This window comes from Longicatena sp. 210702-DFI.1.196, assembly GCF_020563125.1.
Taxonomy (GTDB): domain Bacteria; phylum Bacillota_I; class Bacilli_A; order Erysipelotrichales; family Erysipelotrichaceae; genus Longicatena; species Longicatena caecimuris.
This window is the reverse complement of sequence record NZ_JAJCPX010000034.1, coordinates 1-25,183: the sequence shown is the minus strand read 5'-3', so window position 1 is coordinate 25,183 and position 25,183 is coordinate 1. Positions and strand designations below refer to the sequence as shown.

At 36.0% G+C, this 25,183-nt stretch carries 23 protein-coding genes and 3 pseudogenes; 19 read left to right on the top strand and 7 right to left on the bottom strand.

Annotated elements, in window-relative coordinates; translation table 11 throughout:
- Positions 1-191 precede the first annotated feature (191 nt).
- From LI241_RS12540 to LI241_RS12505, 9 genes are all read left to right on the top strand, one after another.
- Positions 192-698 (top strand): helix-turn-helix domain-containing protein, encoded by a 507-nt coding sequence (locus LI241_RS12540; protein WP_117547750.1) that lies wholly within the window; start codon positions 192-194, stop codon positions 696-698.
- A gap of 628 nt (positions 699-1,326) precedes the next feature.
- Positions 1,327-1,959 carry a hypothetical protein gene (locus tag LI241_RS12535; protein ID WP_008691036.1) on the top strand — a complete coding sequence of 211 codons (633 nt, stop codon included), beginning with the start codon at positions 1,327-1,329 and terminating at the stop codon, positions 1,957-1,959.
- Between the two features lies 1 nt (position 1,960).
- Positions 1,961-2,347 (top strand): hypothetical protein, encoded by a 387-nt coding sequence (locus LI241_RS12530; protein WP_117547749.1) that lies wholly within the window; start codon positions 1,961-1,963, stop codon positions 2,345-2,347.
- A gap of 141 nt (positions 2,348-2,488) precedes the next feature.
- Complete coding sequence (locus tag LI241_RS12525) at positions 2,489-2,878, top strand: hypothetical protein (protein ID WP_117547748.1); 390 nt, start codon at positions 2,489-2,491, stop codon at positions 2,876-2,878.
- 181 nt (positions 2,879-3,059) lie between these two features.
- Positions 3,060-3,809, top strand: coding sequence for a hypothetical protein (locus LI241_RS12520; protein WP_227151337.1), 750 nt, complete (start codon positions 3,060-3,062; stop codon positions 3,807-3,809).
- Positions 3,810-3,898: 89 nt separating this feature from the next.
- A complete protein-coding gene (locus LI241_RS12515) occupies positions 3,899-4,201 on the top strand; it encodes a hypothetical protein (RefSeq protein WP_227151336.1) in 303 nt (100 codons plus the stop codon).
- 65 nt (positions 4,202-4,266) lie between these two features.
- A complete protein-coding gene (locus LI241_RS15850; protein ID WP_255616530.1) occupies positions 4,267-4,398 on the top strand; it encodes a hypothetical protein in 132 nt (43 codons plus the stop codon).
- A gap of 87 nt (positions 4,399-4,485) precedes the next feature.
- Positions 4,486-5,097, top strand: a complete 612-nt coding sequence (locus LI241_RS12510) for a hypothetical protein (protein WP_117547746.1) — start codon at positions 4,486-4,488, stop codon at positions 5,095-5,097.
- Between the two features lie 246 nt (positions 5,098-5,343).
- Positions 5,344-6,471, top strand: a complete 1,128-nt coding sequence (locus tag LI241_RS12505) for an ADP-ribosylglycohydrolase family protein (RefSeq protein WP_227151335.1) — start codon at positions 5,344-5,346, stop codon at positions 6,469-6,471.
- A gap of 568 nt (positions 6,472-7,039) precedes the next feature.
- On the opposite strand, the gene LI241_RS12500 is transcribed toward LI241_RS12505, so the two are convergent.
- Positions 7,040-7,495 carry a nucleoside 2-deoxyribosyltransferase gene (locus tag LI241_RS12500; protein WP_117547744.1) on the bottom strand — a complete coding sequence of 152 codons (456 nt, stop codon included), beginning with the start codon at positions 7,493-7,495 and terminating at the stop codon, positions 7,040-7,042.
- 302 nt (positions 7,496-7,797) lie between these two features.
- Here LI241_RS12500 and LI241_RS12495 point away from each other — a divergent pair, with 302 nt between their 5' ends.
- The 5 genes from LI241_RS12495 (at position 7,798) to LI241_RS12475 (ending at position 13,822) form a co-directional block, all read left to right on the top strand.
- Complete coding sequence (locus tag LI241_RS12495; RefSeq protein WP_333487010.1) at positions 7,798-9,147, top strand: MATE family efflux transporter; 1,350 nt, start codon at positions 7,798-7,800, stop codon at positions 9,145-9,147.
- A 335-nt stretch (positions 9,148-9,482) separates the two neighbouring features.
- Positions 9,483-10,925, top strand: a complete 1,443-nt coding sequence (locus LI241_RS12490; RefSeq protein WP_227151334.1) for a DEAD/DEAH box helicase — start codon at positions 9,483-9,485, stop codon at positions 10,923-10,925.
- 154 nt (positions 10,926-11,079) lie between these two features.
- Positions 11,080-12,021 carry a hypothetical protein gene (locus LI241_RS12485; protein ID WP_008691049.1) on the top strand — a complete coding sequence of 314 codons (942 nt, stop codon included), beginning with the start codon at positions 11,080-11,082 and terminating at the stop codon, positions 12,019-12,021.
- A gap of 95 nt (positions 12,022-12,116) precedes the next feature.
- On the top strand, positions 12,117-12,788 hold the full coding sequence (locus LI241_RS12480; protein WP_008691051.1) for an ABC transporter ATP-binding protein: 672 nt from the start codon (positions 12,117-12,119) through the stop codon (positions 12,786-12,788).
- Positions 12,785-13,822: a hypothetical protein gene (locus LI241_RS12475; protein ID WP_008691053.1), complete on the top strand. Its 1,038-nt coding sequence runs from the start codon at positions 12,785-12,787 to the stop codon at positions 13,820-13,822. The genes LI241_RS12480 and LI241_RS12475 overlap by 4 nt, the downstream gene beginning before the upstream one ends.
- A gap of 491 nt (positions 13,823-14,313) precedes the next feature.
- Here the strand turns inward: LI241_RS12475 and LI241_RS12470 are convergent, their stop codons facing one another.
- The 5 genes and pseudogenes from LI241_RS12470 to LI241_RS12450 all read right to left on the bottom strand — a co-directional run.
- Positions 14,314-15,480: an aminotransferase class I/II-fold pyridoxal phosphate-dependent enzyme gene (locus LI241_RS12470; protein WP_008691055.1), complete on the bottom strand. Its 1,167-nt coding sequence runs from the start codon at positions 15,478-15,480 to the stop codon at positions 14,314-14,316.
- Positions 15,480-15,968, bottom strand: coding sequence for an Lrp/AsnC family transcriptional regulator (locus LI241_RS12465; protein ID WP_008691056.1), 489 nt, complete (start codon positions 15,966-15,968; stop codon positions 15,480-15,482). The genes LI241_RS12470 and LI241_RS12465 overlap by 1 nt, the downstream gene beginning before the upstream one ends.
- A 371-nt stretch (positions 15,969-16,339) precedes the next feature.
- A pseudogene (gene mobV, locus LI241_RS12460) lies at positions 16,340-16,783 on the bottom strand (MobV family relaxase); the annotation flags it as partial.
- A 187-nt stretch (positions 16,784-16,970) separates the two neighbouring features.
- Positions 16,971-17,366 carry a replication initiator protein A gene (locus LI241_RS12455; protein WP_017144525.1) on the bottom strand — a complete coding sequence of 132 codons (396 nt, stop codon included), beginning with the start codon at positions 17,364-17,366 and terminating at the stop codon, positions 16,971-16,973.
- Between the two features lie 111 nt (positions 17,367-17,477).
- Positions 17,478-17,786: pseudogene (locus tag LI241_RS12450) on the bottom strand (cysteine-rich VLP protein); the annotation flags it as partial.
- A gap of 283 nt (positions 17,787-18,069) precedes the next feature.
- Here LI241_RS12450 and LI241_RS12445 point away from each other — a divergent pair.
- The 5 genes and pseudogenes from LI241_RS12445 (at position 18,070) to LI241_RS12425 (ending at position 24,345) form a co-directional block, all read left to right on the top strand.
- Positions 18,070-18,879 carry a helix-turn-helix domain-containing protein gene (locus tag LI241_RS12445; RefSeq protein WP_008691058.1) on the top strand — a complete coding sequence of 270 codons (810 nt, stop codon included), beginning with the start codon at positions 18,070-18,072 and terminating at the stop codon, positions 18,877-18,879.
- A 1-nt stretch (position 18,880) separates the two neighbouring features.
- The gene (locus LI241_RS16000; protein ID WP_008691059.1) at positions 18,881-21,907 is read left to right on the top strand and encodes a metallophosphoesterase; all 3,027 of its coding nucleotides are present in this window, start codon (positions 18,881-18,883) and stop codon (positions 21,905-21,907) included.
- A 312-nt stretch (positions 21,908-22,219) separates the two neighbouring features.
- A pseudogene (locus LI241_RS12435) lies at positions 22,220-22,492 on the top strand (transposase); the annotation flags it as partial.
- A 432-nt stretch (positions 22,493-22,924) separates the two neighbouring features.
- Positions 22,925-23,761, top strand: a complete 837-nt coding sequence (locus tag LI241_RS12430; RefSeq protein ID WP_008691061.1) for a hypothetical protein — start codon at positions 22,925-22,927, stop codon at positions 23,759-23,761.
- Positions 23,762-23,826: 65 nt separating this feature from the next.
- Positions 23,827-24,345, top strand: a complete 519-nt coding sequence (locus LI241_RS12425) for an NAD(+) diphosphatase (protein WP_008691063.1) — start codon at positions 23,827-23,829, stop codon at positions 24,343-24,345.
- Between the two features lie 73 nt (positions 24,346-24,418).
- On the opposite strand, the gene LI241_RS12420 is transcribed toward LI241_RS12425, so the two are convergent.
- Positions 24,419-25,057 (bottom strand): YigZ family protein, encoded by a 639-nt coding sequence (locus LI241_RS12420; protein WP_008691064.1) that lies wholly within the window; start codon positions 25,055-25,057, stop codon positions 24,419-24,421.
- Between the last annotated feature and the right edge of the window lie 126 nt (positions 25,058-25,183).

The window sequence follows — 25,183 nt, the reverse complement described above, 5'->3', positions numbered from 1 at the left end:
TTTTGTTGATATGGTATTAATAATACCAGTATGTTACTATAAGACATATAGATTAATTAGCAATTATAAGAGGAGATAAGCAAGGGCAAGCATAGTGTATTGAGTAATATGTATGACATTTCTCACTTTGTGTCGTGTTTATTACGCTACGTATATGATACTCTTTTTGCAGAAAGGAGAAAAAGGTTTTTATGAACCAACAAAAAATAGGAGAATTTCTAAAGGAACTCCGAAAGCAAAAAGGACTTACACAAGAACAATTCGCAGAAATAGTAAATGTGTCAAACAGAACAGTATCTCGTTGGGAAAATGGTAATAATTTACCAGATTTGGATATTCTGATTGAAATATCTGATTATTATGAAATTGACCTTCGAGAACTGCTTAATGGAGAAAAGAAAGGTGAGAAAATGCATAAGGAAGTAGAAGAAACAGTATTAAAAGCAGTAGCGTATACAAATAATAAAACGGAGCGTTATACAAGGGGTATTCACTGGTTGTTGTTAGCAGGAGTAGTGTTTTGGTTTACAGCTCAATTAATACAACATACAGAACTTGCCCAGATTACAATTATTAGCAATTTTTCTGAGTTTGCCGAGGGTGCAGCATGTGGTCTGTTAATTTGTGTGATTATTGTAACTAGCAGATACGGGAAAAGACTTCGGGACTTTAAAAAACGTTTATTGAAAAGACAGTGAAAGTTTCGCATTTGATAAGCTAACTTTTAGCAAATGTCATATCCTATTGTATAGGTACAAACACGTAAAATATCCATTTTGGTGTTATAAAACATAGAAAAAAATTAGAATATGATGATTTTGGAAAAACTAATGACATGAAAGAGGGATTTGGTTATAATGGAGAAGAACCGGATGTACTTAGTTCAGTATATTTAAGAGCAAGCTTTTACATTCAGAACTTGATTAAATCAAACAAATTGATAGAGTTTGAGGTATAAAAGAGAGAGAGTTAGAATAAATACTTATATACTAGTAATAATTCATATTGATTAATTGATAAAACAGGACAATCAATGGAAGTCTTTAGTATAACTTTCCGGATACAAGTCTTTGAAGTTAGTGCTGCTGTGGTTTACTGCACGATCATGGTCTCTAACGTCACGAGAAGCCGGAAGCATGTGCTGTTGTCGTTGATGTAGCAGCAGGTAGTATTTATTTACGAATATAGAGATTCTTTGTAAGAATTATATAATAATGAAAAAAACGAAATGGCAGCGAATACTTGGTTCACAATGTAATTGTAATAATTTTTGACGGAACCACTACACAAGTAGGAATATAAATTGTGTATGAGAAAGGAGACAATATGAATGTCTTTTTAGTAGAACATGATCATGCAGGGGATAAAAAAAATATAGGGCTATTTAGTAATTTTTCAAAAGTTCAATATGCAATAGATAAATTGAGTAATGTTGAAGGATTTGAGGATTATACAGAAGGTTTTAATACTATAAAATTAAAGGTCGATTATTATTATGATTTCAATGAAATAATAAAGCGCGAATCATTTGGAAGTGATAAATCTTTTGAAGAAGATAGACTTATTAATAAATGCAAAGACTTAATATTACTGCAACATTGTTATGATTTGGATAAGGACGAAAATACAATGATTTTAGGAGTATTTACAACTGAGAGTGAGGTAGCCAAAGCAATAGAGCATTATCAGAATACTTACCTATATTTTTCACTAACAAAAGATTGCTTTTATCCTCAAAAAATATCATTAGATAAAATTAATTGGTGTGAAGGATTTTATACTGAATACAATAGTTTAACAAATCGACATTTATTACCTAAATGGTTTGTATCCTATGATATTGATGAAGATAAAATTTTTGAATTATGTAAAAGCAAATATAAAGTAGATTATGTTAATACCAATCTTGGTAGTGAATTTTATTTTATAAATAAATTCATAAAAGAGAGAGGTGATTGATATGAAAGTTTATTTACTGAGGTATAATGTATTTTCTGTAGATGACTATTTTACTTTACTTATCGGTGCCTTTGATTCTAAAGACAGATTAAATGAAGTAATAGAAAATTATGATAAGAATAACTGGTTTGACCGTGAAGATGCAATACAAGAAGAATATGAATTAGAAGATAAAGATTCAACTGAAGGGGTCTATATTATTTATTTTAAACCCAAAAAAGAATCGATTATAAGAGTAATTGAGGTTTTAGGAGATGAAAATGAAATTTTAAATAAACTATCTTGTCTTAAAAAAGATATCTCACTTAATTTAGTTGATGCAGAAATATTTACGGAGTATTATCCAATCAATATACCTTTTTGGGATGGCGGATTTTACCTTCTATAGAGGTTCACAAGTTAAATGGAAAAGTATCGAATATAGGTATAAATAATGGAGGGAATAGTAGCGGGATTAGAAATTTGTAGTAGTTAAAAAAACATAAAGGGCAAGCCAATTCGTGGGTAAGTCCTAGGAGGTGAAAATAAGATGATGATGGAAAAAGTGGAAACACAAAAAGACATTGATCGCTTAATGCAAGAATTGAACTATTTTCATGATTATGTTGTATTACAAATTGAATATACAAGTGGAACAGCAATTTTATCTGATGGTATGTATCCTCTTGCTAGTGAAAGAAATATAATAGTAAAGTTAGGCACATACGTAAATGGAATTGGAAAATTGATAGAGTTGCATTTTAAAAAAGTAAGTAGAATGGATTTAATTCCTATAGATGAAAGATATGATAGTTTAATCGTAAGAGCTAGTCTAAATTTAAACGATGGTAATATCGTTTTTTCAGATAGTGATAATACTGAAAATAGTCAGACCTTAATGATTATATCTAAAGAACTTGAAATACATTTTTGTTCATAAATTAGATCTTGAAAGTAGCACACAAGTTAAACAGTATGGGAAAGCTTATGTGCTTTTTATAAATTATATAGTACATATGGTTTATAGTCTTCAAGTATTACATACTTATCAATACTCGTGGTACCGAATTATACGGAAGGATTTGCAAAATGCTCTAAATAAATGATGAATAAGGAGTGATATGATGGTTCAAAGAGGTGCTTCATATTATGAAATATGGAAAATTGTTGAAAAGTATTTTCCTCTTTATGTTGAAAATAATGTTATGGAAGGATATGATGATAGAACGATTTTATCTAGAACAAATCCATATGAATTCATGAATCTAAATCATTTTCTTAGACCTATCATATATGATTTAGAGAGAAAAGGAACATACCGTTATGAAGATCTTGAGTTAAAAATGATATCAATGATGCAGGAACTTAGAAACTTTAGAAATTGGAGAACAGAATCCATTATCAAATATTTTCATAATAGTTTGCTAACAAGAACTAGGGTAGAAATAGAGTTTGTACAAAAATATGTAAAGAATATGCATATAATGTATTCTGAAAATGTTTTCCAAATGAATGATTACCAAATATATAGGTATATAGATACTCCACCAATTGATTATTGTGATCTTAATATGTTTTTTCTTGATTATTTTCCTGAATTATTATCTGAGTATCATCAATTAGTGTTAAAATATCATGGTGATGATACAGATTCGTGTTATGTTTATTCAAAACTTATGCTCTATCTTTTATCAAAAAATATAAATGATAGACTGGTACAGTCAAAGATTTTAAAATTTTTTCATAAGGTGATTGAATTGCCAGATATGGATGAGGGGATTTCACCTAGAGGAGTTATAATGGGAAATGGAACTGGCGTTATTTCTACGCTTGAAATGCATAATTTTAACTTTGACATTAGGATGCTATAGAAAGCTTTGTTCACTATTTAACCTGGAGTAGATTATCTTAAATCATTGAGATTATAAAGTAGTAGTGGTAAGAATGGGAAGTGGTCTTTATGGAACATTTGAAGCAAAGCATAAACAACCAATTACTTGAAGATGATTGGAGATTGCAAGGACAAGAATCATATCTGAACGGTAAAACATTGTATTGGCGTAATTATTCAGAAAAAAGTCAATTAAATGATCATGACCATTGTGATTTTTGTACCGATGAGATAAGTGATTTACCGGATACGTGGCATGCAGGTTATAGTCTGCTTGATGAACCGCATGCGGCGATATGTCAAAAATGTTATGAAGATTTCAAAAAATTTTTCATTGGAAAGCAATGTCAAGAGATCATTTTATTCATGTAATTAAGCCTAAAATTATACAAAGGATGAAAGTAAACGATCTATTTAATCATTACTTAGAATGTGGTATGCAGCCTTTGATAACAATGAAATGGAATGGTGATTTACTTATTGAATTTGGAGTCAAGGAGAAAGCAATCGTTCTTGATACAGGGCTGAATATAAAGAAGTTTGGTGATGTTATCGATGAAGAAAATTAATTTATAGAAACTATCACTATTTAAAATAGGGTGTGGTTTTGGAGTATCTGAAACAGGATAACACAAGTACATGAAAGGCGGATATATATGAAAAAGCGTATTCTAATTTTGATTTGTGTGTTTATTTTATGTTTTACTGGAGGTTGCGCTAATGATAACTCTGAGGGAAATAAAAATGAATTGGGAAATTATATTACTTTTCAAAAAGTTAGCACAGCAAAAAATATTGAAATAATGAAAGATGTTACCATAAATATTACAGCAACTGAACATGGGGGACATCTCAGAATAGAAAATGGTAAAAATCTTTTCCCTAGTAACGATGGCGAATTATTAGGTGTAATTGCGAAAGTGAACAATCAAAGTAATTCCAGTATTAATATAAAAAATTTTTTGAATTGTAAAGAGGGCTCTGTTTTTATGGTGGATGAGAACTATTATCCAGTATCAAATTATCATGTTGAAGGAAATGCTAAAGATGGTATTATACAACCAAATGAAGAAAAGACAGTATATATTTATACAGAGGTTCCTTTTAATACTGTTACTGATCAAAGCCTGCTTGAAGTGTATTTAACATATGGAAAAGAAACAAAACCATTCTGTGCGATTAATGAAGAGGATTTGAATGGAAATACTACCCAAAATGGTTTTCACTTTCAATTGCAATGGTCTACTTTAGCAGATGATATGTGGTAGTTTTACATAATCGTGAGTATAATGAGAATTTGCTTACATATTTGTTTTATGGATGACCATGGACATATTGATAATAAAACACCATCCTTTATATATCACAGCATAAAGATAGGAAGGTACACGATGTAAGCTCAGACTTTTATCTTACTTGTGTAATTATCAAAAGGTTAATAAGAGGATGGATGAATTCATATCTTTATAAACAAAACAATGAAGTGATGATATGTCAGAAAGGGGCTTAGCAAAATGAAGAATATAGATAAATACAGAGGCTGCCTTGTTGGTGGTGCATCCGGAGATGCGTTAGGCTATGCTGTCGAGTTCTATCAGGAAGATTTTATATTTAAAAAATACGGTGAAAACGGTATTACAGAATATGATCTTATAAATGGTATTGCTCATATTTCTGATGACACACAAATGACACTTTTTACCGCTAATGGTTTATTACTTGGGACAACAAGAGGTATGACTCGTGGAATCATGCAAGCTTATCCGAGTTATATTGCTTCCTGTTATAAGGATTGGCTTAAAACACAGTTGGAATGTTATCCGTTAAAAGAACATTTATCCTATTCGTGGCTTGTTAATGTGCCAGAATTATTTAATCGCCGTGCTCCTGGAAACACTTGTATATCAGCGATTGAAAATGGAGCAAATGGAACAATAGATGAACCAATCAATCAGAGTAAGGGTAGTGGAGGAATTATGCGTGTTGCTCCTATTGGGCTATATTTTGATGGAAAGAAGTATACAAGTGATGAGATTGCTATGATTGGGGCAGAAACAGCAGCTTTAACGCATGGACACGAACTTGGCTATATTCCTGCAGCTGCTTTGGTGCACATCCTTCACTTGATTTCTCATAATGAGGACATTTCTCTGCTGGAAGCAGTGATGGATACAAAGAAGGCTCTGTTGCGTTTATTTGCCGACAAGACACATCTGAAAGATCTAATTTTGTTGATAGATAGAGCAGTTGCATTGGCAAATAAGAATTTAGATGATTTAGAAGCTATAAGAGAACTTGGACAGGGTTGGGTAGCTGAGGAAACACTTGCAATTGCGATTTATTGTTCGCTAAAATATTCTGATGATTTTGATAAAGCGATAATTGCATCGGTCAACCACAGCGGTGACAGTGACTCAACCGGTTCAGTAACTGGAAATATCATGGGTGCTTATCTTGGTTACAAAAGCATTCCTCAGAAGTATATAAGAAATCTTGAACTTGTAAATGTGATAATGGAAATTGCAGATGATCTTTATAATGATTGTAAGATAACAGAATATGGTTCTTGTCACGATGAAATATGGGAACAAAAGTATATTAAAAAAACTTATGTGCCGAGTAAAACAAGCTCTGAGGAATAACAAATTCCGTCTTGCTGGACGAAAAACAAGCGTGAGATGAAAACAAATTTCGTCTTGTTGGACGAGAAACAAGCATGAGATGAAAACAAATTTCGTTGTATTAACAAAACTTTCAGCAATGGAAAGATAAGGTCAAGAAACGGCAAATTAAAACGTCTATATTATTGGAACGTAATGAACTTCTATTTATAAACTGTAAGAATATCAAAATGGAGTATAAGCTGAAGCTTAGAAGGTATATGAAGCAATGTAAAGCTTTATGTTGAAACGAAAAAGTAAATGGACACAGGCAAAAAAAACCGATAGTAGAAAAAACGGCTTTTGGTTTAAAATTAATCTCAAACATTAAGTGGTAAGCAAGTTGCTTTACAATACTATCGTTTTCATCACAAAACTTGTAAATGCTAGGATGCATATGAATTTCATAACAGTTTAGAAAAGTGAAGGAATATCTCACCTACTAATAAAGAAAAAACATAAAAGCATAAAAGACGATGATCAATCAATAGCTGTACAGCTAAAGAAAAATTATCATTTAGAAACAATTTTATGATTGGAAAACCATAATCTATATAATATTCTTAAGTGCCGTTTTTAAGGTTTCGACAGCTTCATCAAAACTTCTCACAAAATAGCCATGCTTCAAAATTGCCCCAAGAACATAATGATTCATGCCGTAAGTAGGAACATCATAGCGATTCGCTGACTGCAAACGGATATCACTGTTAATCCCAATGATGATTTTTGTATGTGATTTTATGGCAATTCCTAATTCTACCATAACACCAGCATCTTCATTTGTTAGATCTGCAATAAAGATATCACAGTCTTCGACAGCTTTTGTGTCACCATCATAAATTTCCTCAGGTGTCGGAAGAGACTGCTTATTCTCATTAAACGGTTGGTCAATCGGATTAAAGATATCCAACTGTGGAAAAGTTGCTCTTAAGATTTCCCCTTCTTTTTTACGCTGTGCGACTTCTGCCTCATTAAACAAGGAACCGGCAACATAAACTTTTAACATATATATATTCTCCTTTACATCTATTAGGATTATACAGGCAGGTAAGAGAATTTTCAACTATTGGGTTTAGATAACAACGGAAGAATTTATACAAAGGGGTTTTATTAAACGATTTTCCATAACAAGTTCACAGAGCGGCAATTTTTTTATAATTTCTCCTCAATGTTCTTCCATATTTATTTATAATCTCCCGCATTCCTTTCTGTACGCTTTTAAATTACAAAAAATTCAGAAATTCTACTATGTTCAAGCGAAAGATAACTTGCTATAATAATGAAGAATTTAGAAAAGGGATGAATGAATTGAGAAGAAGTTATGAAATTGATATGTGTCATGGCCCACTCTTCTCACGACTGATTGTTTTCGCAATACCACTAATTTTATCAGGTATTTTACAACTGCTCTTTAATGCAGCCGATATTATCGTCGTGGGAAGATTTACCGGAAGCCATGCTTTAGCAGCGGTTGGTTCTACCAGTTCGCTGATTAACCTGTTAGTCAATCTGTTTATTGGTGTTTCCGTTGGAGCGAATGTTTTACTAGGCCGCTATTATGGCGCGCAAGATTATAAGAATGCATCAGAAACTGTACATACAGCAATGGTAACGGCTATTGTGGGTGGTGTGATTATGATCATAGCAGGAGTTTTATTAGCACGACCTCTGCTGGAAATGATGGGAACGCCACAAGATGTCTTATCGCTTTCTGTGCTATACATGCGTATCTACTTTATCGGTATGCCGGCGTTTATGGTATATAATTTCGGGGCTGCTTTATTACGAGCTTTAGGGGATACCAAACGTCCGCTTTATTTCTTAACAGTTGCTGGTGTCGTTAATGTTATTTTTAATTTGTTTTTTGTCATTGTTTTACATATGGGAGTTGCCGGTGTTGCGCTTGCGACAATTATTGCACAGGCAATATCTGCTGGTTTAATATTACTAAGCTTAGAAAAATCAGAAGGTGTTTTGCATTTACGGCTAAAGGAATTATCCTTCCATAAAGATAAGCTATTTGGTATGTTACGGGTAGGACTTCCTGCTGGCTTACAGGGAGTTATCTTTAATATCTCCAATGTGCTGATACAATCTTCTATTAACTCATTTGGCTCTGTGGTTATGGCAGGAAACACTGCTGCCAGCAATATCGAAGGCTTTGTGTATACTTCCATGAATGCCGTATATCAGACATCACTTAGCTTTACCAGTCAGAACTATGGGGCTAAGCAATACCACCGTATTGATAAGATTCTGTTGCAATGTTTAGGCATTGTTACCTTTGTCGGTTTGTTTATGGGAATAGGAGCATTTTTACTGGGACATCCATTATTAAGCATCTATTCTTCCAGTGAAGAAGTCATACAATATGGAATAGCACGATTGAGCGTGGTAAGTGCCAGTTATTTCTTATGTGGTATTATGGATGTTTTTGTGGGAAGTTTACGAGGAATAGGATATTCAATCATGCCGATGTTGGTATCGTTAGCTGGGGCTTGTCTATTCCGAATCATTTGGATCTTTACCATCTTTCAGGTAGAGCATACGCAGTTTTCTTTATATGTGTCCTATCCTATTTCTTGGATGCTTACCATCAGTGCACATCTTATTTGCTACCTGCTAGTACGTAAAAAAGCTTTTGCGAAAAAAGGGTGAAATAGATTCTATAGAAGTAAGAAGGAAGAATACGACAACTGTTGGTGATGCAGGTGGTACGTATTCTTTTTTCGTATTCATAGGGAAGGTTATCTTACTTACACAATTTCTCTTCGCTATAACCAAAGAATACTACACATAATGCAGTTCCGATAATGTTTAAAGCTTTTCTCATAATGGTTTTCCTCCTAATGTATCTTACACCTAAAGTTTATCTCATTATTTCGTAACTGTCGTTGGATTCAGCTTACGAATGACTTACACTTTTGTTAGATTCCCTTTTCTTTTCATTGCGTATTCCTGTATAATGAGAAAAGAAAGAAAAAGGTGAAATTATGCAATTTAAAGAATTCGCATTACATATAGATATCTTAAAAGCATTAGAAAAACTACATTATGAACAAGTATTACCGATACAGGAACAGGTGATACCGGAAATCTTAAAAGGAAGAGATGTCATTGTCCGTTCACGAACAGGTAGTGGAAAGACAGCTTCCTTTGCCATTCCTATCGTGCAAGAGCTGATATGGGAGGAAAGGGAACCGCAGGCAATTATCCTGACGCCAACAAGAGAATTGGCGCTGCAGATCAAAGAGGACTTTGATAATATTGGTGCTTATCGTCGTATCAAAACGGTTGCCATCTTTGGGAAACAACCTTATAAGTTTCAAATACAGGATTTGAAACAGCGTGCACATGTAGTGGTGGGAACACCGGGTAGAATATTGGATCATTTAGAAAGAGAAACTTTGAAAACTGGTCATATACGCTATGTCATAATTGATGAAGCGGATGAAATGTTGAATATGGGTTTTATAGAAAGTGTTCAAAGCATATTTAACTATTTCCCAGGGAATAAAATAACTTGTCTATTTTCCGCAACGATGCCGCAACCGATACAAGAACTGGCGGAAGGGTTTATGAAAGAGCCAAAGCTGATTACGTTAGCGGAAGAAACCACAGTAAACACGGCAATCACACACTATGCATATGAAGTGAAAGAGAAACAAAAGTTGTCATTTCTTAAACAACTGTTATGCAAAGAACAACCAGCATCTTGTATCATTTTTGCTCGTACGCAAGAGGGTGTTAAGACCATTTGTGATGAACTCTATGCATTGGATATGTGTGTGGATAAGCTTCATGGCGGTATGTTGCAGGAGGATCGTATAGAAAATATTCGTGATTTTAAAAGAGGAAAGATTCGCATTCTTGTCGCAACGGATGTAGCGGCCAGAGGTATTGATGTACAGGATATTTCCCATATTATCAATTATGATATGCCGAATCAAAAAGAGACCTATTTACATCGTATTGGCAGAACGGGCCGACAGCGTGCAAGTGGAAAAGCAATCACTTTGATCAATGAATATGATGGAGAGCGCAAAGCAGAACTTGAAGATTATTTGGGATACCCTTTAGAAATACGCGAACGAGGTGAAATCAGTAATCAAGATGTTACGAAAGAAACTATCGAGCCTTTGACAAAACCATTTGCCTTACGAGAAGATAAGGGAAAAGAAGTGCATAAAGATACTATGAAGTTGTATTTGAATGGTGGTAAGACAAAAAAGATTCGTGCAGGAGACATCGTTGGGGCAATTTGTGAGATTCAGGGGGTAAGTGCTGAGGATATTGGAGTGATTCAGATTCAAGATAATCAATCTTATGTGGATATTTTAAATGGTAAAGGTAAGCAGGTGTTAAAAACTTTACAGCAAAGTACGATTAAAGGTAAGAAATTGAAAGTACAAAAAGCAAAGGAACAAGGAGAGTAACTATATATTTTTAAAATTATAACGGTAACCAAAGTTTGTCGTTTGTTTACCATAAACGATAAAGACTCTGATGAGTTAACAAATCAGAGTTTTTTTCATATATACACATAGAAGCTAAGAAATATGCATATACTGCTATAGAGGTGTATGCATTTTGCGAAAAGAAACATTGGAACGAGAATTTGCCTATCATGAAACAAATGGTAAAAAACCATATTTCGAAGGTTGGTATTATAAAATTCAGACATCTGAAGTCAGCGTAGGTGTCATTGTCGGCATTCATTATGAGAAGGGAATACGAAATGGCTTTATTCAAGTTTTAGATACGTATCGCAATATCTCCGATTATCTAGTATTTCCTGATGAAGACATCCATATTGAAGAGCATAAAATAAAGTTTAAAGAAAATGAATTTACTCGCCATTATCTTCACTTTCATGATGAAGAGAAACAACTGCACATGGATGTTCAATTCCACCAACAGCATCATCTGCATGACAATATCTACATGCCAACCATCATGGGACCATTTTCTTATATGGAGATGGAATGCACGCATGCGATCATCAGTCTACATCATCGCTGTGACGGAAAGCTTATAATTCAGGGAAAAGCGTTCGATGCTAAGGGCATTGGCTATATAGAAAAGGATAGGGGAACATCCTTTCCGAAACGTTATCTTTGGTATCAATCAAATGCCTGTAGGAAAAAGGAAAGTTGTTTTTTTCTATCCATTGCGGATATTCCTATAAAACAGCTAGAATTCCAAGGAATCATTTGTGTCTTGATGTTGCAAGGAAAACAGAAGCGTTTTGCGACCTACTTGGGTGCCAGAGTTACCCATATGGAAATGATGCGTAAAAAAGAAGGTGTTCATGTCTTTCTTCATATGAAACAAGGTTCTTATGAATTGGATATTCATTTGTTGTATCGTGATGTTTGTTCCTTGAAAGCGCCTGTAAGCGGAGTCATGTGTAAGACGGTAAAAGAGAGCTTAAATAGTATTGCGAAAGTGATTGTTTATCATCATCATAAAATTATTGAAAAACAGATATTTCAAAAAGGTGGATGTGAGATTAGCGGATATTATGGCTAAAACATCTGCTTTTTTTGTGGATGATTTACGATTTATTCAGTATGAGTTGACATTCCTTGCAAAGTGACGTATCCTTTTCGCAAGGAGAAATTTTTATGACAAGTTGTATACAAACAAACCACTTATATTATGCTTATGATGAAAAGGATACCCTACAGGATATCAATATTACAATGGAAGAAAAAAACGGATGTATTTTATTAGCAGGAACAAACGGTAGTGGAAAAAGTACATTATTAAATGTTCTCTGTGGCTTTTTGATTCCATATCGTGGAACGTTGGAAAGAACTATGCCGATTGCTTATTTGCCTTTCGAAAGCCCACTTTTCCCACAACTTACCGTAAAGGAAAATTTGCGTTATTTTTACCGCTGTTATAACGGTGAGGATATTTCATTCAAGATGGATGCGGTAATGGAAGTGTTAAATGCCCTGCATATTGATTATTTAGAACAGCGTTTAATGAAATGCAGCTCAGGGCAAAAACAAAAAGTAGCGATTGCGATTATCTTATTAAGCAAAGCACCGATCATTTTTATGGATGAACCCTTTGTTGCTATAGATGCGCAAAGTAGTGCGGCAGCTATCGACTTAATCAAGCAACAAAGTAAAGAACGCCTTTTTGTTATAACATCACATACCTTAGAGGCGACACGCTCTCTTATTACACGTTTAATTCACTTAGTGGATGGACAAATACAAGTAGATACCAAAGATCAAAAAGAAATTACAGCGTATTATCAGCGCACGTTGGAGAATTACTTATGATGATGTTGGAATTAGTAAGGTTATTACGTACATCAAAATGGAAATATCTAATCTTCATCATCATTGTAAGCATTGCTTATAAACAGCTTATTTATACCGAAACCGGCACATCCATGGGAATCGCACAGCTGATACCGATTATGCCTTCTTTATTGCCACAAACCGCCATGCGTTTGTCTATTGCCATATTGCCGTCATTTCTCTGTATTTATTTGCTATATGATATTGCTTATCAAGAAGAAACGATTAGTACATGGGAAAGTATATTGCCTTGCAGAAAGATTGCTAGAAAACGTATCTTGCAGAAAGAGCTGATACTGCTTTTCCTGCAATGCGTATGTTTGTTTCCTTCTCTCATAATTTTTTATCTTTTAACCGGCACCCTATCTAAGACATTTTTCTTGATTCTGTTTAGTATTGCCTTCCTTTATTTTTTAGGCTTTCATATCAGCTGTTATGTTACCAGTAATGGCTTTTTGTGTATCGCAGGTGGTGTGGCAATCATAAATGTATGGAAAACTTGTATGCCTTTGTTTCTTCTTATTTGCATTTTCAATCTTGGTGAATGGTCAGCTCTTCTCGTACAATATGCTTTCGGTATAATTGGTACCTGTGTGATTGTTTATGGCATCTTGTTATTGATGGGAGAGCGGTTATTGTTAAGGAAACTACAAAGAGAAATGGTATTGAAAAAGTTGCTGAATGGTTATCATGTAACACAAGGTGAACTCTTAGCAAATCGATATCTATCCTTGTTGGATATAGGAATGCAATTTATCTTTCATAGAAGAAACACGCATACAGTACATTACTGGAGAGCTTGTGCGGCATGGGAAGTTACTTTGAAACAGCATGTATTTATTATATTTTTTATGCTATTTAGTGTTGTTTATGGCATTGTACAGAAAACTTATCTTATGTTTCTTGGTACGGTTTGTGGCATGCTGTTGTTGCTTTATTTCTACTATAAAGAAAAGCAACGTATTACCAAGATATATATTTTACCCACAACAAAAATTACATATGAAAAATAGGATATCATTTAGTATCCTATTTTTCATTGTTATAAAGTTGTTAAAAAGATAGTTCCTGTTTAAAAAATAATAATATACGCACTCAGATGCATAGCTAAAGTTAAAATACATAGCTCTTGTGTTGCTTTTGTTTCCATGAATTTATGATGGCGTAGCAACTAGATTAATAAAATAGTGATCATTGCGAAGAGAACGCCATATATTTCTCTGGCATTATCATTTTTGCTAATATTGTTGTTTGTATAGAGTGCAAAGAGGAACAAAACAATATTCATAGCGCAGGTTAGATATAAGAAATTGTTTGTATTTAGTGATTTCAGCATATGTATATTATAGGAAATCGTATTAGAATAGAGCGTATTGCTTTCATCAATAAAGAAAGCATTCGTTACGATAACCTGATTTCCTTTCTGTTTCAGTATTTATAAATGTAAAAAGCTAGTGCTTTTATAAAGAAAGAAGGGCATTTCTGTAGGGAAATGCCTTTCTCTTTAACGAAATTTTTCCATGAATGCATCTATACGCTCAATGGCTTCTTTAATATGCTCAATGCTATAAGCATAGGATACACGAATAAAACCTTCTCCGGCATCACCAAAAGCGGTACCAGGGACACAAGCAACTTTTTGCTCATTCAATAGCTGCTCACAAAATTCATCACTCGTTAAACCGGTCGAGCGGATATCCGGGAAGATATAAAATGCTCCCTGAGGTAAATGCGTAGGCAGACCAATGCGATTAAACCCTTTTGTAATGAAATTACGGCGTGACATATAGGCCTCTTTCATTTCTTGGACATGGATATCGCCATTGCGCATCGCATCAATTGCACCATATTGTGCACCGGTAGGGGCAGACATGATGATATACTGATGGATCTTATTCATCGCCTCTGTGAAGGTTTGATTAGCTAAAACATATCCTAAACGCCAACCGGTCATCGCATATGCCTTAGAAAAACCACTGATAATGATAACCTGATCTTTGATTTCAGCAAAATTTGCTAAAGAATAGAAATTATCCTCATAAGATAATTCAGCATAGATTTCATCGCTGATGACGATTAGTTCATGTTTTTTAATAATTGGCACTAATTTCGCATAATCTTCCTTCGTCATGACACCACCGGTAGGATTACTTGGGAAATTCAGCAAGATTGCTTTCGTCTTTGGCGTAATGGCAGCCTCTAACTTTTCCGGTGTTAGTTTAAACTGTTCTTCGTGTTCCAATTTTACATGCACCGGTATGGCTCCGGTTAACTGTACACTTGGGGTATAGGCAACATAACTTGGCTCCATCAAAATGACTTCATCGCCAGGATTCACTATCGCTCGCATGGCAATGTCGATACCTTCACTTCCGCCAACGGTGATGATGACGTTATGAACGGGATCATAATCTAAATGAAAACGGCGTTTTTGATAAGCACAGATTTCTTCTCTTAATTCCAGCAGTCCCTGATTCGCTGTATAATGCGTTTTTCCACTTTCAATAGAATATATAGCAGCTTCACGAATATGCCATGGGGTATCAAAATCAGGTTCTCCAACACCCAGAGAGATGACACCTTCCATTTCACTCGCTAAATCAAAAAATTTACGGATACCGCTAGGTTTAATTTCCTGTACTTTTTTACTTAAGAAATTTTCGTATTGCATTATGGTGTTACAACCAATCTTTCTTCAGGTTTTTCTTCATCACCAAAGACAACGCCGTTAACTTTGTATTCTTTTAATACGAAAAATGTCGATGTGGATGTGACATGGTCAGTCGTCGCTAATTTTGAGCCGACAAAATTAGAAACTTCCTGCATGGTCTTGCCATAAATTATGACGATAAACTCGCTCTTTCCGCTCATCAGATACATTGTATCGACTTCCGGATAACGATAAATATTTCTGGCGATACGATCATAGCCATAATCGCGTTCCGGTGATACTTCTACCTCGATCATTGCCATGACTTTATCACGGTTTGTTTTATCCCAATTGATAATGGTATGATACCCACATATAATTTTCTTTTTCTCAAGTTCATTCATGGTATGAATGACACTGTCTTCATCTTCCAGTAAAATGTCAGCTAAATCTCTTGTGGAGTAACGGGCATTTGTTTCCAGAAGGGAAAGTAATAATTCTTGTTTCATTTCATCACCCTTTTTCTGTATAATACTTATATTTTAAACCGATAATGGTATTTAGTAAATAAAGAATATCATGAAACTGAATGTAAATGGGGAATGTTAAGAAGATTTAAGATATCCTCTTATGGTTTATTCTAGTATATGAAAAAAATTCAAAAGAATGAAATGTTTTCTTAAAAAGAAACGGAGCTGCTGACACTTCTATTATGCCGCCAGCAGCCCCGCAAATCAACGATGGCTTCGGAAAACCTTACGCCCTGGCTTCCTCATTCTGCCGTCTGTCGGTGTACTTGCGGAACACCTCATAAAGCTGTTGTTCCAGTTCCCGGCGTTTGGCCGCTTCCTGCTCCGGCGTGAACACCGGGGAGAGGTTTCTCCTTAGCGCACAGGCGGTTGTCCTTTATCAGCGGCACAAAGGTCAAATGCAGGTGGGGCGTTTTCTCGTCCATGTGTACCACCGCCGACACGATATTTTCCCGGCCTACCCGCCCGATCAAAAACTCTGCCGCCCTCTGGGAAAACGCCTGTATCTCCTTTGGGGATTTTCTCTTGAAAAACACCGGGCTGGCGGTGATGAGCGTATCGACAAACCGGGTGCTGTCCTTTCGGGTGCGGCACCCCGACTGTTCAATACGGCTCTGAATGAAGTGGTAATAGCGTCCCGACCGCTTGACGATATGGAAGTTGTATTTACTCCGGCTGGTGTCAATGTCGGGATTGCTGGCGTATTGTTCTTTCTGTCTTTCGTGATGGGCTTCCAGCGGCCTTGCCGGGTTGCCCTTGTGCTTCTCAAAACGCAAGATTGCGTGTTGTGCCATTCTCCTCCTTTCCCCGTTCCATTCCTTTCCGATGGGTTTTCTACAGGGAAAATCCCGCCAAAACGATCTCTGATAGGATTGGAATGAAATGGATATAAATAAAATATTTTTAATCTTTGTATTTCTATATACCGTCCAGTTTCCGTACTTCAAGAGGATTGATTATCGAACTTGTCGGATATGGTTTTCAGACCTTGGGCGTTCCAAAATCGGATTTCTTGAAGTCAGCGTTTGAAACCGCTTCATAGGATTTCGGGTAAATACAGTTGGGTTTTCCACAGCCCTGTTTCTTAATGTCAATCAACTCCGCATACTGTAACTCCCGCAGGGTGTTGACGGCTTTCTGCCGCCCACAGTGGAGCAAGTCCACCACCTCACAGATGGGATAGTACAGGTAAATGCGCCCGTACTCGTCCGCCCACCCATTTTTACGGGACAACTCCGCCCGCCGCAGGATAAAGGCATACAGTAGTTTAGCTTCGTTGGACAGAGGCTGGAATGTAGGTGCTTCAAAGAGGAAATTCGGGAGCCGGGTGAAGCTGAACGCCTTTTCCGGCTGATGAATATAAATCGTGCTTGTCATAGCGTATTTTATGGACGGTTAAAAACCTATTTTCCGGAGTGGGCGATACTTTATACCACCCGCCCCGGTTTAGGGCTTGCGAAGCCTTGTAAATCAAGGCTTTTTTCGCTCTTAACTGTCCACAGCAGACCTCCTTTTCCGTTCATTTTCTGTTTTCTGCCGCCTGTGAACTTTGGCGGCGCAGCCGGGGCAGTATTTAGCCCGGTTGGATTTTTGGATGAACACGCCGCCGCAGACTGTACAGCGTTTCAAGTCCCTATCCCGGTAAATCTCTGCTTCCAACGTCCCGGCAAGGGGCAAGACCGCCCACCGAAACCATTTACAGCAGACCGAGAAAGAAATCATCTGAGGGCAGGTGCAGGTGTCTCCATCGTCAAGGACAATGCAGTTGCCGTCCTCACAGTTACAGCACTCCCGCCGTTGCCGTTCTCCCCGAAAGGATTTCCGGTGTTGGTACGCTCCCCACAGCTTCGGGTCAACTTGTCCCGAAGTGATCTCTGGACAAAGTGTCCAGAAGTCGGTTCCTTGCGGTGCTTCCCCCGCCGGATATTCCTTTTCGGACGGTCATTCTGTTTTCAAGTTGCTGTCCATCGATGAACTACCCTAAGTCTACACGAAAAAAATGTAATCCCCGGAATTTTGCGAGAATTGCATTTTTGCAATTTTGCTGTATAATGGAAATCTGCGGAGGAGGTGCGTGTCTATGGCTCTACCCGGAACACCCGGACAGCGGATTTCCGATTTATGTAACGGAAACCACATCACACAAAAGGAACTTGCGGAAAAGATAGGCGTTTCTGCTTCTCAGTTGAGCCGGATTGTCAGCGGCGAAACAAGAACGGTCAGCAGTGATATTCTCATAGGCGTGGCAAAGGAATTTAAGGTATCAACGGACTACATACTGGGCTTGTCCACCGTGAGCGTCCGTAAAAGCTACGATATTTCCGAATTGGGCTTATCCGAGGGAGCCGTGAGGGGGCTTGTGACGGGCGCAGTCGATGTGCAAATCCTTAACCGCCTTTTGGAACACAAGAACTTTCCGAAGCTGATAGATTTGATACGGATTTATTTTCAGGATACGGCTGCAAAGGAGATAACAGCAAGAAACCAGCTAATCGAGATTGCAACGGCTTCTTTGTCCAACCTGATGAAAGAACACCCGGAACACCGGGCAGACGCAAGGCAGGATTTACAGCTTTTGAATGCCCAGAAGATAGGGGAACACGAAGCGGAGATTGAGAAAATCAAGAGCATGTTCCTTGCTATCCTGCGGGATATTAAGAAAGACATTGACAACGGGGAACAGCCGGGGGAAGCTGTGACCGCCGCCATGTTCCAGACTTTTCGGGACGCATTGGTAGAACAGAAACAAAAACCGATTTCCGTTGATGATGTAACAGCAATGATTGCCGGACAGATCGGACAACTTGCGCCGATGGACGAGGAGGCCGCCGACCTGTTTCAAAAGCTGGCGAAAAAGATGATTGAGCAGGCAGAGAAAGGAGGAAAATAGTGTGGCACAATCAGAAATAAAGAAAATAATCAGACAATTAAAGAAAAAAGAAATTCGGGTTTTTGATGTCCCAGAAGAATATAAGAACGATATTCAGCTTGTAACTTTTGAACGAAAAGCAGGTTTTCGCATAACAGGGAAAAGAGGATTTGACATTATTTCTAATTCTTTCTTCGTTGAAGAAACGCTAATTTATTTGGACGCAGATGGTGTGGAACAAAAAAGAGGCGTTTTTCTATCGTTTGATAATTTTGATTCTTATTTTGACTTCTTAAATGGGGATATTTATGATGATGCTTGCTATACATTTTGCCCTTTTTCGAGAATATCTATTTCTAAAAAAAATAACGCAAAAACCTTAATGGCAAGAAAAGCGTTTATCGAAGATACAATAGACGATTATTCGTTGTCATTATCAAACGAAGAAAAAAAGAATTATGAGGAAGGAAAGCTAATTCATAAATATTGTCAACAGTGGAGCAAAAAATTTAACAATTGTAGTAGCTATGATGAATTAGTAAAAGTCGTGGGAAATTATAAAAAATCTAAGATTGCTTCCATTGTTGATGTCAGCTTTTTCTTTTTTCAGTATATTTTCGCAGATGTCAAGGATAAACAACGCTTCTCTATTATTATGGAGTATATGTCCTCCGGTGCTTATCCTGAATACAAAATGATAAATGCTTTATGTTCAATATATGATTCTGACGATGTTATGCAATCATTCAATTACTCTTCAGGAGCAAAGGGGACAATATATAAGCATAAGAAGAAATTAAAAGAGTATATTCGTCTCTTGAAAGAGGGAGAGATTGATTTTTATTCAAAAGCATTTTTTGACAAGAAAACGCACTACTATTGCGAAGAAATTAAAGGATATCAAAAAGGTAATGAATATTTTCCAATCACGACAATTTGTAGATATTTTGAAACGTTTGATGAGTTTATTGATTATCGAAATAGGGATTTAACATATTGCGATTTATCAGGCGCACTTGAATGTAATGAGAATTTTTTCAGGTATATCGTTGATGAAACAACAAAGCTTCCGATTCATGCAGATATGGAAGTCACATATTCTGTAAAAAAATACTATCATGATGGGAAATTTTATGTAGTTCAGAAGTGGCTCAACAAATCTGGTAGCATACTTAAAGAATATAATCATACATTTAAGTATTTTTTTGATTTTGTTGTTTTTCTTAAAGGAAACCTATCTAATGCAGATTTGCTTTTTTGTGATGGGCTTGACAATTTAGCTCAGTGGGATTTTATTGACTTTACAGGCGCAAAAATGAAAAGCAGCTTATGTGAAAAGTTTGGCCTACAATATGATACTTATGTGATCAACTTGAACGTCATAGAATCCTTTGAGTGTATTGAAAAAAATGAATCTAAAACTGCTTTAGTTCTTCAATCTTCAAGAGATTTGGTATCAGAAGTAGCGGGGCGAGACTTATCAAATTTTGATCTGGCTTTTGATAACAAATGCCAAAGAGTTCACTATATTTCAGATCTTCATCTTATGCACAGAATACAAAATGCAGGCTGTCGTTCAAAAGAAGATATTATATATGTGATTCAAAGAATAGTTAATACTATTGCTAATGAAGCAGGAAGATTATTATTGATTGACGGTGATGTAGCATCAGATATTGGAATATTTCAGTTATTTGTAAAGATTCTTTCCAAAACATTACGTCGGAAAACACAGATTGTGTTTACGCTTGGAAATCATGAGTTATGGAGTTTTCCGGGCTTTCAAATAGAACAAATCGTTTCAAAGTATCGAACTATTTTAGAAGAATATGGTATGTATTTACTTCATAACGATCTTCTTTACAAAGAAGATTGCGGTTTACTTGCTGATCCGAACACAGGAACACACCTGATTAAATATCATGATTTGTGCCAAATGAATAAAACGCAAATTGCTGATCGCTTGCGAAGTGCAAGATATGTAATTCTCGGCGGATCGGGATTTTCGGGATATAATATGGAATTTAATGCCGATAACGGCATTTATCGAATGACTGTGGACAGGACTACTGAAATAAAAGAATCTAAAATTTTTGAAGATTTGTATAATCGTTTGCGCCCCATTCTAATAAATAAGAACACGATTATTTTAACACATACGCCTAAAAAAGATTGGTGCAGAGAAGCGGAGCCTGACAAAAACTATGTTTATGTAAGTGGACATACCCACAGGAATTTCTTCTATGATGATGGTGAGTACAGAGTCTATTCGGACAATCAAGTGGGATACCATAGTGAGGATCCTCATTTGAAAACTTTTTTAATTGATAACGATTATGACTGTTTTTCCGATTATGAGGATGGCATATTTGAGGTTACAAGTGAGCAGTACAATGACTTCTACCGAGGAAAGAATATATCCATAACATTTCAGCGAGAAGTAAATGTACTTTATATGCTGAAAAAGAAGGGGTATTACTGTTTTATTCATCAATCAAGAAATGGTAGCCTTACCATACTTAATGGCGGTGCTATGAAAAAGTTGGAAATTCCAGATATTCAGTATTATTATGATAATATGGACGCTATGATTTCTACAATAAAAACGCCGCTTGACAAGTTTACTTCATTTCAAAAACGAGTTGCAGATATAGTAAAAAGAATTGGTGGAGTAGGCACGATTCATGGGAGCATAATTGACATTGACTTTTATAATCACATATATGTAAACCCAGTTGACTTATCAATAACGGGATATTGGGCCAGTGATATAATTAACAAAATTGTATATCCGTCCATTCCTGCCTTATTGGAGAAGAACTGTCCTGCAATATTTGGCGAATATGTTAAACTTCTTAAAGGTAATAGCGAAAATCCGTTAGCATTGAAACAACAAACGAATGTTACAATATTACCGCAAATATATCTTGATACGGATATTTATAAGGCTTCAAGAGAACTAAAAAAGATGCAGAAACTTAGTTCGAATATTTTGAGTTCTTGGAATGAAGATACGCTACGTAAAAAACCTCGAATTGAACTTACATAAAAAAACTGATATTTTCTTAGTTCTATTTTGAGGAAATATTTTTCATATACGCCCTGTCTGCTGATGAAACCAGTCCTGCGCTTGCGGCTTCACGCCACGCAATCACAGTCCTGTTTTCCTGCCGCTTCAAATGCCCTTGCTCTCCTCGGCGGCAACGTTCACGGCAACGCCGACAGAGCGTATAACACACTACACTTTGCAAGCAAAGTCGTGTGCCAAAGGGCAAGCCCCTTTGGAAACCCCTGACAACAAAACAGGCGGTATGCTGCCCTCTTTGGGAGCATACCGCCGTTTGTTGTCAGCAGCCCGTTTCACATTCTGTTTTCGCCCTTTGTAAAGTTTGGCGTATCAGGATTTATGGGATTTCTGAAAGGGAAAAGTAATATTATGATCTATCAGAAATGGGGGAATATGAAATACAAATATAGGAATCGATCATTTTGGTGTAGAGGATATCATGTAGATACAGCAGGAAAGAATGACAAAGTAATTGAAGCATATATAAAAAATCAATTAAAAGAAGATGAACTAAGTGAACAATTGACACTGGATATAGAAGACCCGTTTACGGGTAATAAGAAATAGAAATGCAAATGCCAGACCGTATTGTTACGCTGGTAAGCGTAGCCTGAATCTGAGCCCCTTGGGGCGATTACGTAAAAACCACCAGCTTAGCTGGTGGAAATTTATTATAGGCTGAGTTAAGCTTACATAAACCTAGGGTTAAAGCAAATGGTGTTAATTTTACCTTGTCCATAATAGTACAATACACATCTTTACGGTTTTGCAATATTATTAAGTAACTTAAGTTTATGTCACATATTTATGAAAACGCTTAAATTTTGGTTGAAAAATAAAAAAAACGTTGTAAAATGAAGATAGATATACCTTTCTATACGATTTTAACGAATATATGAATTTACTTTTTCATAAATTATAGATGTAGTATTGTATCATCAGACAACATAGTTCCATTGATCTTCAAATGTAAAATACGACTGGGAAAGGAGGAGAACTATGGCTATTTATGATATTTTGAATGGGGTTAAAGACATTCGTGAAAGTGGTGAAGGAATTTGTACGTTTAATGGATTCCTAGAGGATTACCTTTCCATCATTGAGGCTGATGAGGGGAAGGAAGAAGTACGTGAGGTATTAGAAGCACTCTTTGAAGAGGATCATAATCTGAAAGTTGCAGTAGATTTGCACTTGAATATTAATAAAGAGGCAATTGCCAATCAGATCATTCGCTACAAAGATTCATTTAAGTTGCCGCATGGAACGATTTGTTGTCCATATGTAGTATATGGAAAATTTGATGATTATCAAAAGGCCGTAATTTTAACATTAGGAGATAAGGAAGAATATGTCATTGCTAAGGCATTGTACTATGTAATGAGTGAACCGGAAAATGAATACGAGGGAACACGAAATGAAATCATTGCGATGTCAGTGAATAAAGATACGATTGAGCGCATGATGGAAAATGTGATTGCATTCTTTATGCAGAATCAGAAAGCCGGTATCGTTCAAAGACGTCTTGACAGTAAGGTATTTGAGAACTATGATGAGATGTATGAAATGGCGAAAGAAATGGGAGCCTGGCAACAGGAACATTTACAAAAACTGTTAGAAGAAAGTAAAAACCGTGAAAAAACAATTAATGAAATCATTGCGAAATGGTTCTTATTGAAGAAATTCTCTTATGTGCAATACATGATGGATAAAAACAATTTGAACCGTGTGCATGAAGGTAATGTAAAGAAACAGCGTCAGGTGGCTAAGGAAAAATGTGATGCCATTGGTTTTGTATCTTATAGTGAATTGTGGAAAATGGTGAAGGATATGCATTAAAGAAACCTGTGAAGGTTTCTTTTACTGTTATTATGGCTATAATAATGATGGAAGGAAGGATGTCTATGAAATTTTGCAGTACATGCGGTAACGCATTAATTATGAAAAAACATGAACATGAGGGTTGCATTCCATATTGCACGACTTGTCAGAAATACATATTTCCGCAATTTAATACAGCTGTATCCCTGGTGGCATTATCACCGGATGAAAAGCAAATACTTTTGATTCAACAATATGGTGAACAGCGTAATGTTTTGGTGGCTGGCTATGTGAATCAAAAAGAAAGTGTTGAAGATGCGGTGTGCCGCGAGATGACAGAAGAGATAGGCAGAAGGGTTGTTGCGTATCGCTATTTGAAAAGTGAATATTTTGAAAAGACAAACACTTTGATGCTAAGTTTTGCAGTTCTATTAGATAGTACATCTTTGGCAGACATATCAGATTGGGAGATAGATGAGGCTAAGTGGTATTCTTTTGATGAAGCACTTAAAGCGATTGCCCCAGCATCATTAGCACAGCGCTTTTTATTGAATTTTATTCATTGTTATGAAAAAGAATCTAAGGGAAACTTTTTTAAATAGAAGAAATAATTTACGTTTTATATATATAAGGAATGTTAAGCACCATAATTTGAAAACATGTAAAGATCCAGACTCAGGAATCTGTTAGATTGGTTTTTACACCTTGTAATGCTACATCTATTATACATTCTTTGATAAAGACGGGAAGATAAGCGCCATTGGTGATTTCTGAAATTTCATCATCTAAGGGCTGCTCACATAAATACGTATAAACAGCATCTTCTTGATATTGCTTATCAGATACCTCGATATTGTGAGAACGGAAAAGATAATCCATCTTACCAATGAGATGATATGGAAAATGTAAGGTATATACGAACATTTTCTGTTTACGGGTAAGACAAGCACTTTCAAGCGCATGCGATACACTTTTTGCATACGCACGTATCAATCCGCCTGCCCCTAATTTGATACCGCCGAAATAACGTACGGTAACTGCTACGATATCTTGCATCTGATGTTTCATCAAACATTCTAACATGGGCACACCTGCTGTACCGGCAGGTTCTCCGTCATCATTACTGCGTTGTATTTCATTTTGTTCACCTATGATAAAGGCATAACAATGATGTCTGGCATTAGGGTGTTCTTTTTTTATCTTGTTAATAAAAGTCTTTGCCTCTTCTTCACTGTTACAACGATGAAGGTAACATAGGAAACGACTTTTTTTGATTTCAAATTCATCCATATGATCTTCTTTTAAACGATACATGTTATCACCTGTTTCATTATAATATAGATAAGGACAGAAAAAAAGAATCGATAGCGATTCTTTTAAAAAGTGGATATTTAAATTATCGTGGGGATAAAACCTGCCTCTAAATTATCATGGGGTTTA

Bases quoted from the DNA above. Each gene is read 5' to 3' on its own strand.
- LI241_RS15850 (WP_255616530.1), top strand. From the start codon at position 4,267: ATGCAGCCTTTGATAACAATGAAATGGAATGGTGATTTACTTATTGAA.
- LI241_RS12430 (WP_008691061.1), top strand. From the start codon at position 22,925: ATGGCTATTTATGATATTTTGAATGGGGTTAAAGACATTCGTGAAAGT.
- LI241_RS12420 (WP_008691064.1), bottom strand. From the start codon at position 25,057: ATGTATCGTTTAAAAGAAGATCATATGGATGAATTTGAAATCAAAAAA.
- LI241_RS12465 (WP_008691056.1), bottom strand. From the start codon at position 15,968: ATGAAACAAGAATTATTACTTTCCCTTCTGGAAACAAATGCCCGTTAC.
- LI241_RS12425 (WP_008691063.1), top strand. From the start codon at position 23,827: ATGAAATTTTGCAGTACATGCGGTAACGCATTAATTATGAAAAAACAT.
- LI241_RS12455 (WP_017144525.1), bottom strand. From the start codon at position 17,366: ATGACAAGCACGATTTATATTCATCAGCCGGAAAAGGCGTTCAGCTTC.
- LI241_RS12475 (WP_008691053.1), top strand. From the start codon at position 12,785: ATGATGATGTTGGAATTAGTAAGGTTATTACGTACATCAAAATGGAAA.
- LI241_RS12510 (WP_117547746.1), top strand. From the start codon at position 4,486: ATGAAAAAGCGTATTCTAATTTTGATTTGTGTGTTTATTTTATGTTTT.
- LI241_RS12520 (WP_227151337.1), top strand. From the start codon at position 3,060: ATGATGGTTCAAAGAGGTGCTTCATATTATGAAATATGGAAAATTGTT.
- LI241_RS12535 (WP_008691036.1), top strand. From the start codon at position 1,327: ATGAATGTCTTTTTAGTAGAACATGATCATGCAGGGGATAAAAAAAAT.
- LI241_RS12525 (WP_117547748.1), top strand. From the start codon at position 2,489: ATGATGATGGAAAAAGTGGAAACACAAAAAGACATTGATCGCTTAATG.
- LI241_RS12540 (WP_117547750.1), top strand. From the start codon at position 192: ATGAACCAACAAAAAATAGGAGAATTTCTAAAGGAACTCCGAAAGCAA.
- LI241_RS12480 (WP_008691051.1), top strand. From the start codon at position 12,117: ATGACAAGTTGTATACAAACAAACCACTTATATTATGCTTATGATGAA.
- LI241_RS12500 (WP_117547744.1), bottom strand. From the start codon at position 7,495: ATGTTAAAAGTTTATGTTGCCGGTTCCTTGTTTAATGAGGCAGAAGTC.
- LI241_RS12490 (WP_227151334.1), top strand. From the start codon at position 9,483: ATGCAATTTAAAGAATTCGCATTACATATAGATATCTTAAAAGCATTA.
- LI241_RS12445 (WP_008691058.1), top strand. From the start codon at position 18,070: ATGGCTCTACCCGGAACACCCGGACAGCGGATTTCCGATTTATGTAAC.
- LI241_RS12470 (WP_008691055.1), bottom strand. From the start codon at position 15,480: ATGCAATACGAAAATTTCTTAAGTAAAAAAGTACAGGAAATTAAACCT.
- LI241_RS12530 (WP_117547749.1), top strand. From the start codon at position 1,961: ATGAAAGTTTATTTACTGAGGTATAATGTATTTTCTGTAGATGACTAT.
- LI241_RS12515 (WP_227151336.1), top strand. From the start codon at position 3,899: ATGGAACATTTGAAGCAAAGCATAAACAACCAATTACTTGAAGATGAT.
- LI241_RS12505 (WP_227151335.1), top strand. From the start codon at position 5,344: ATGAAGAATATAGATAAATACAGAGGCTGCCTTGTTGGTGGTGCATCC.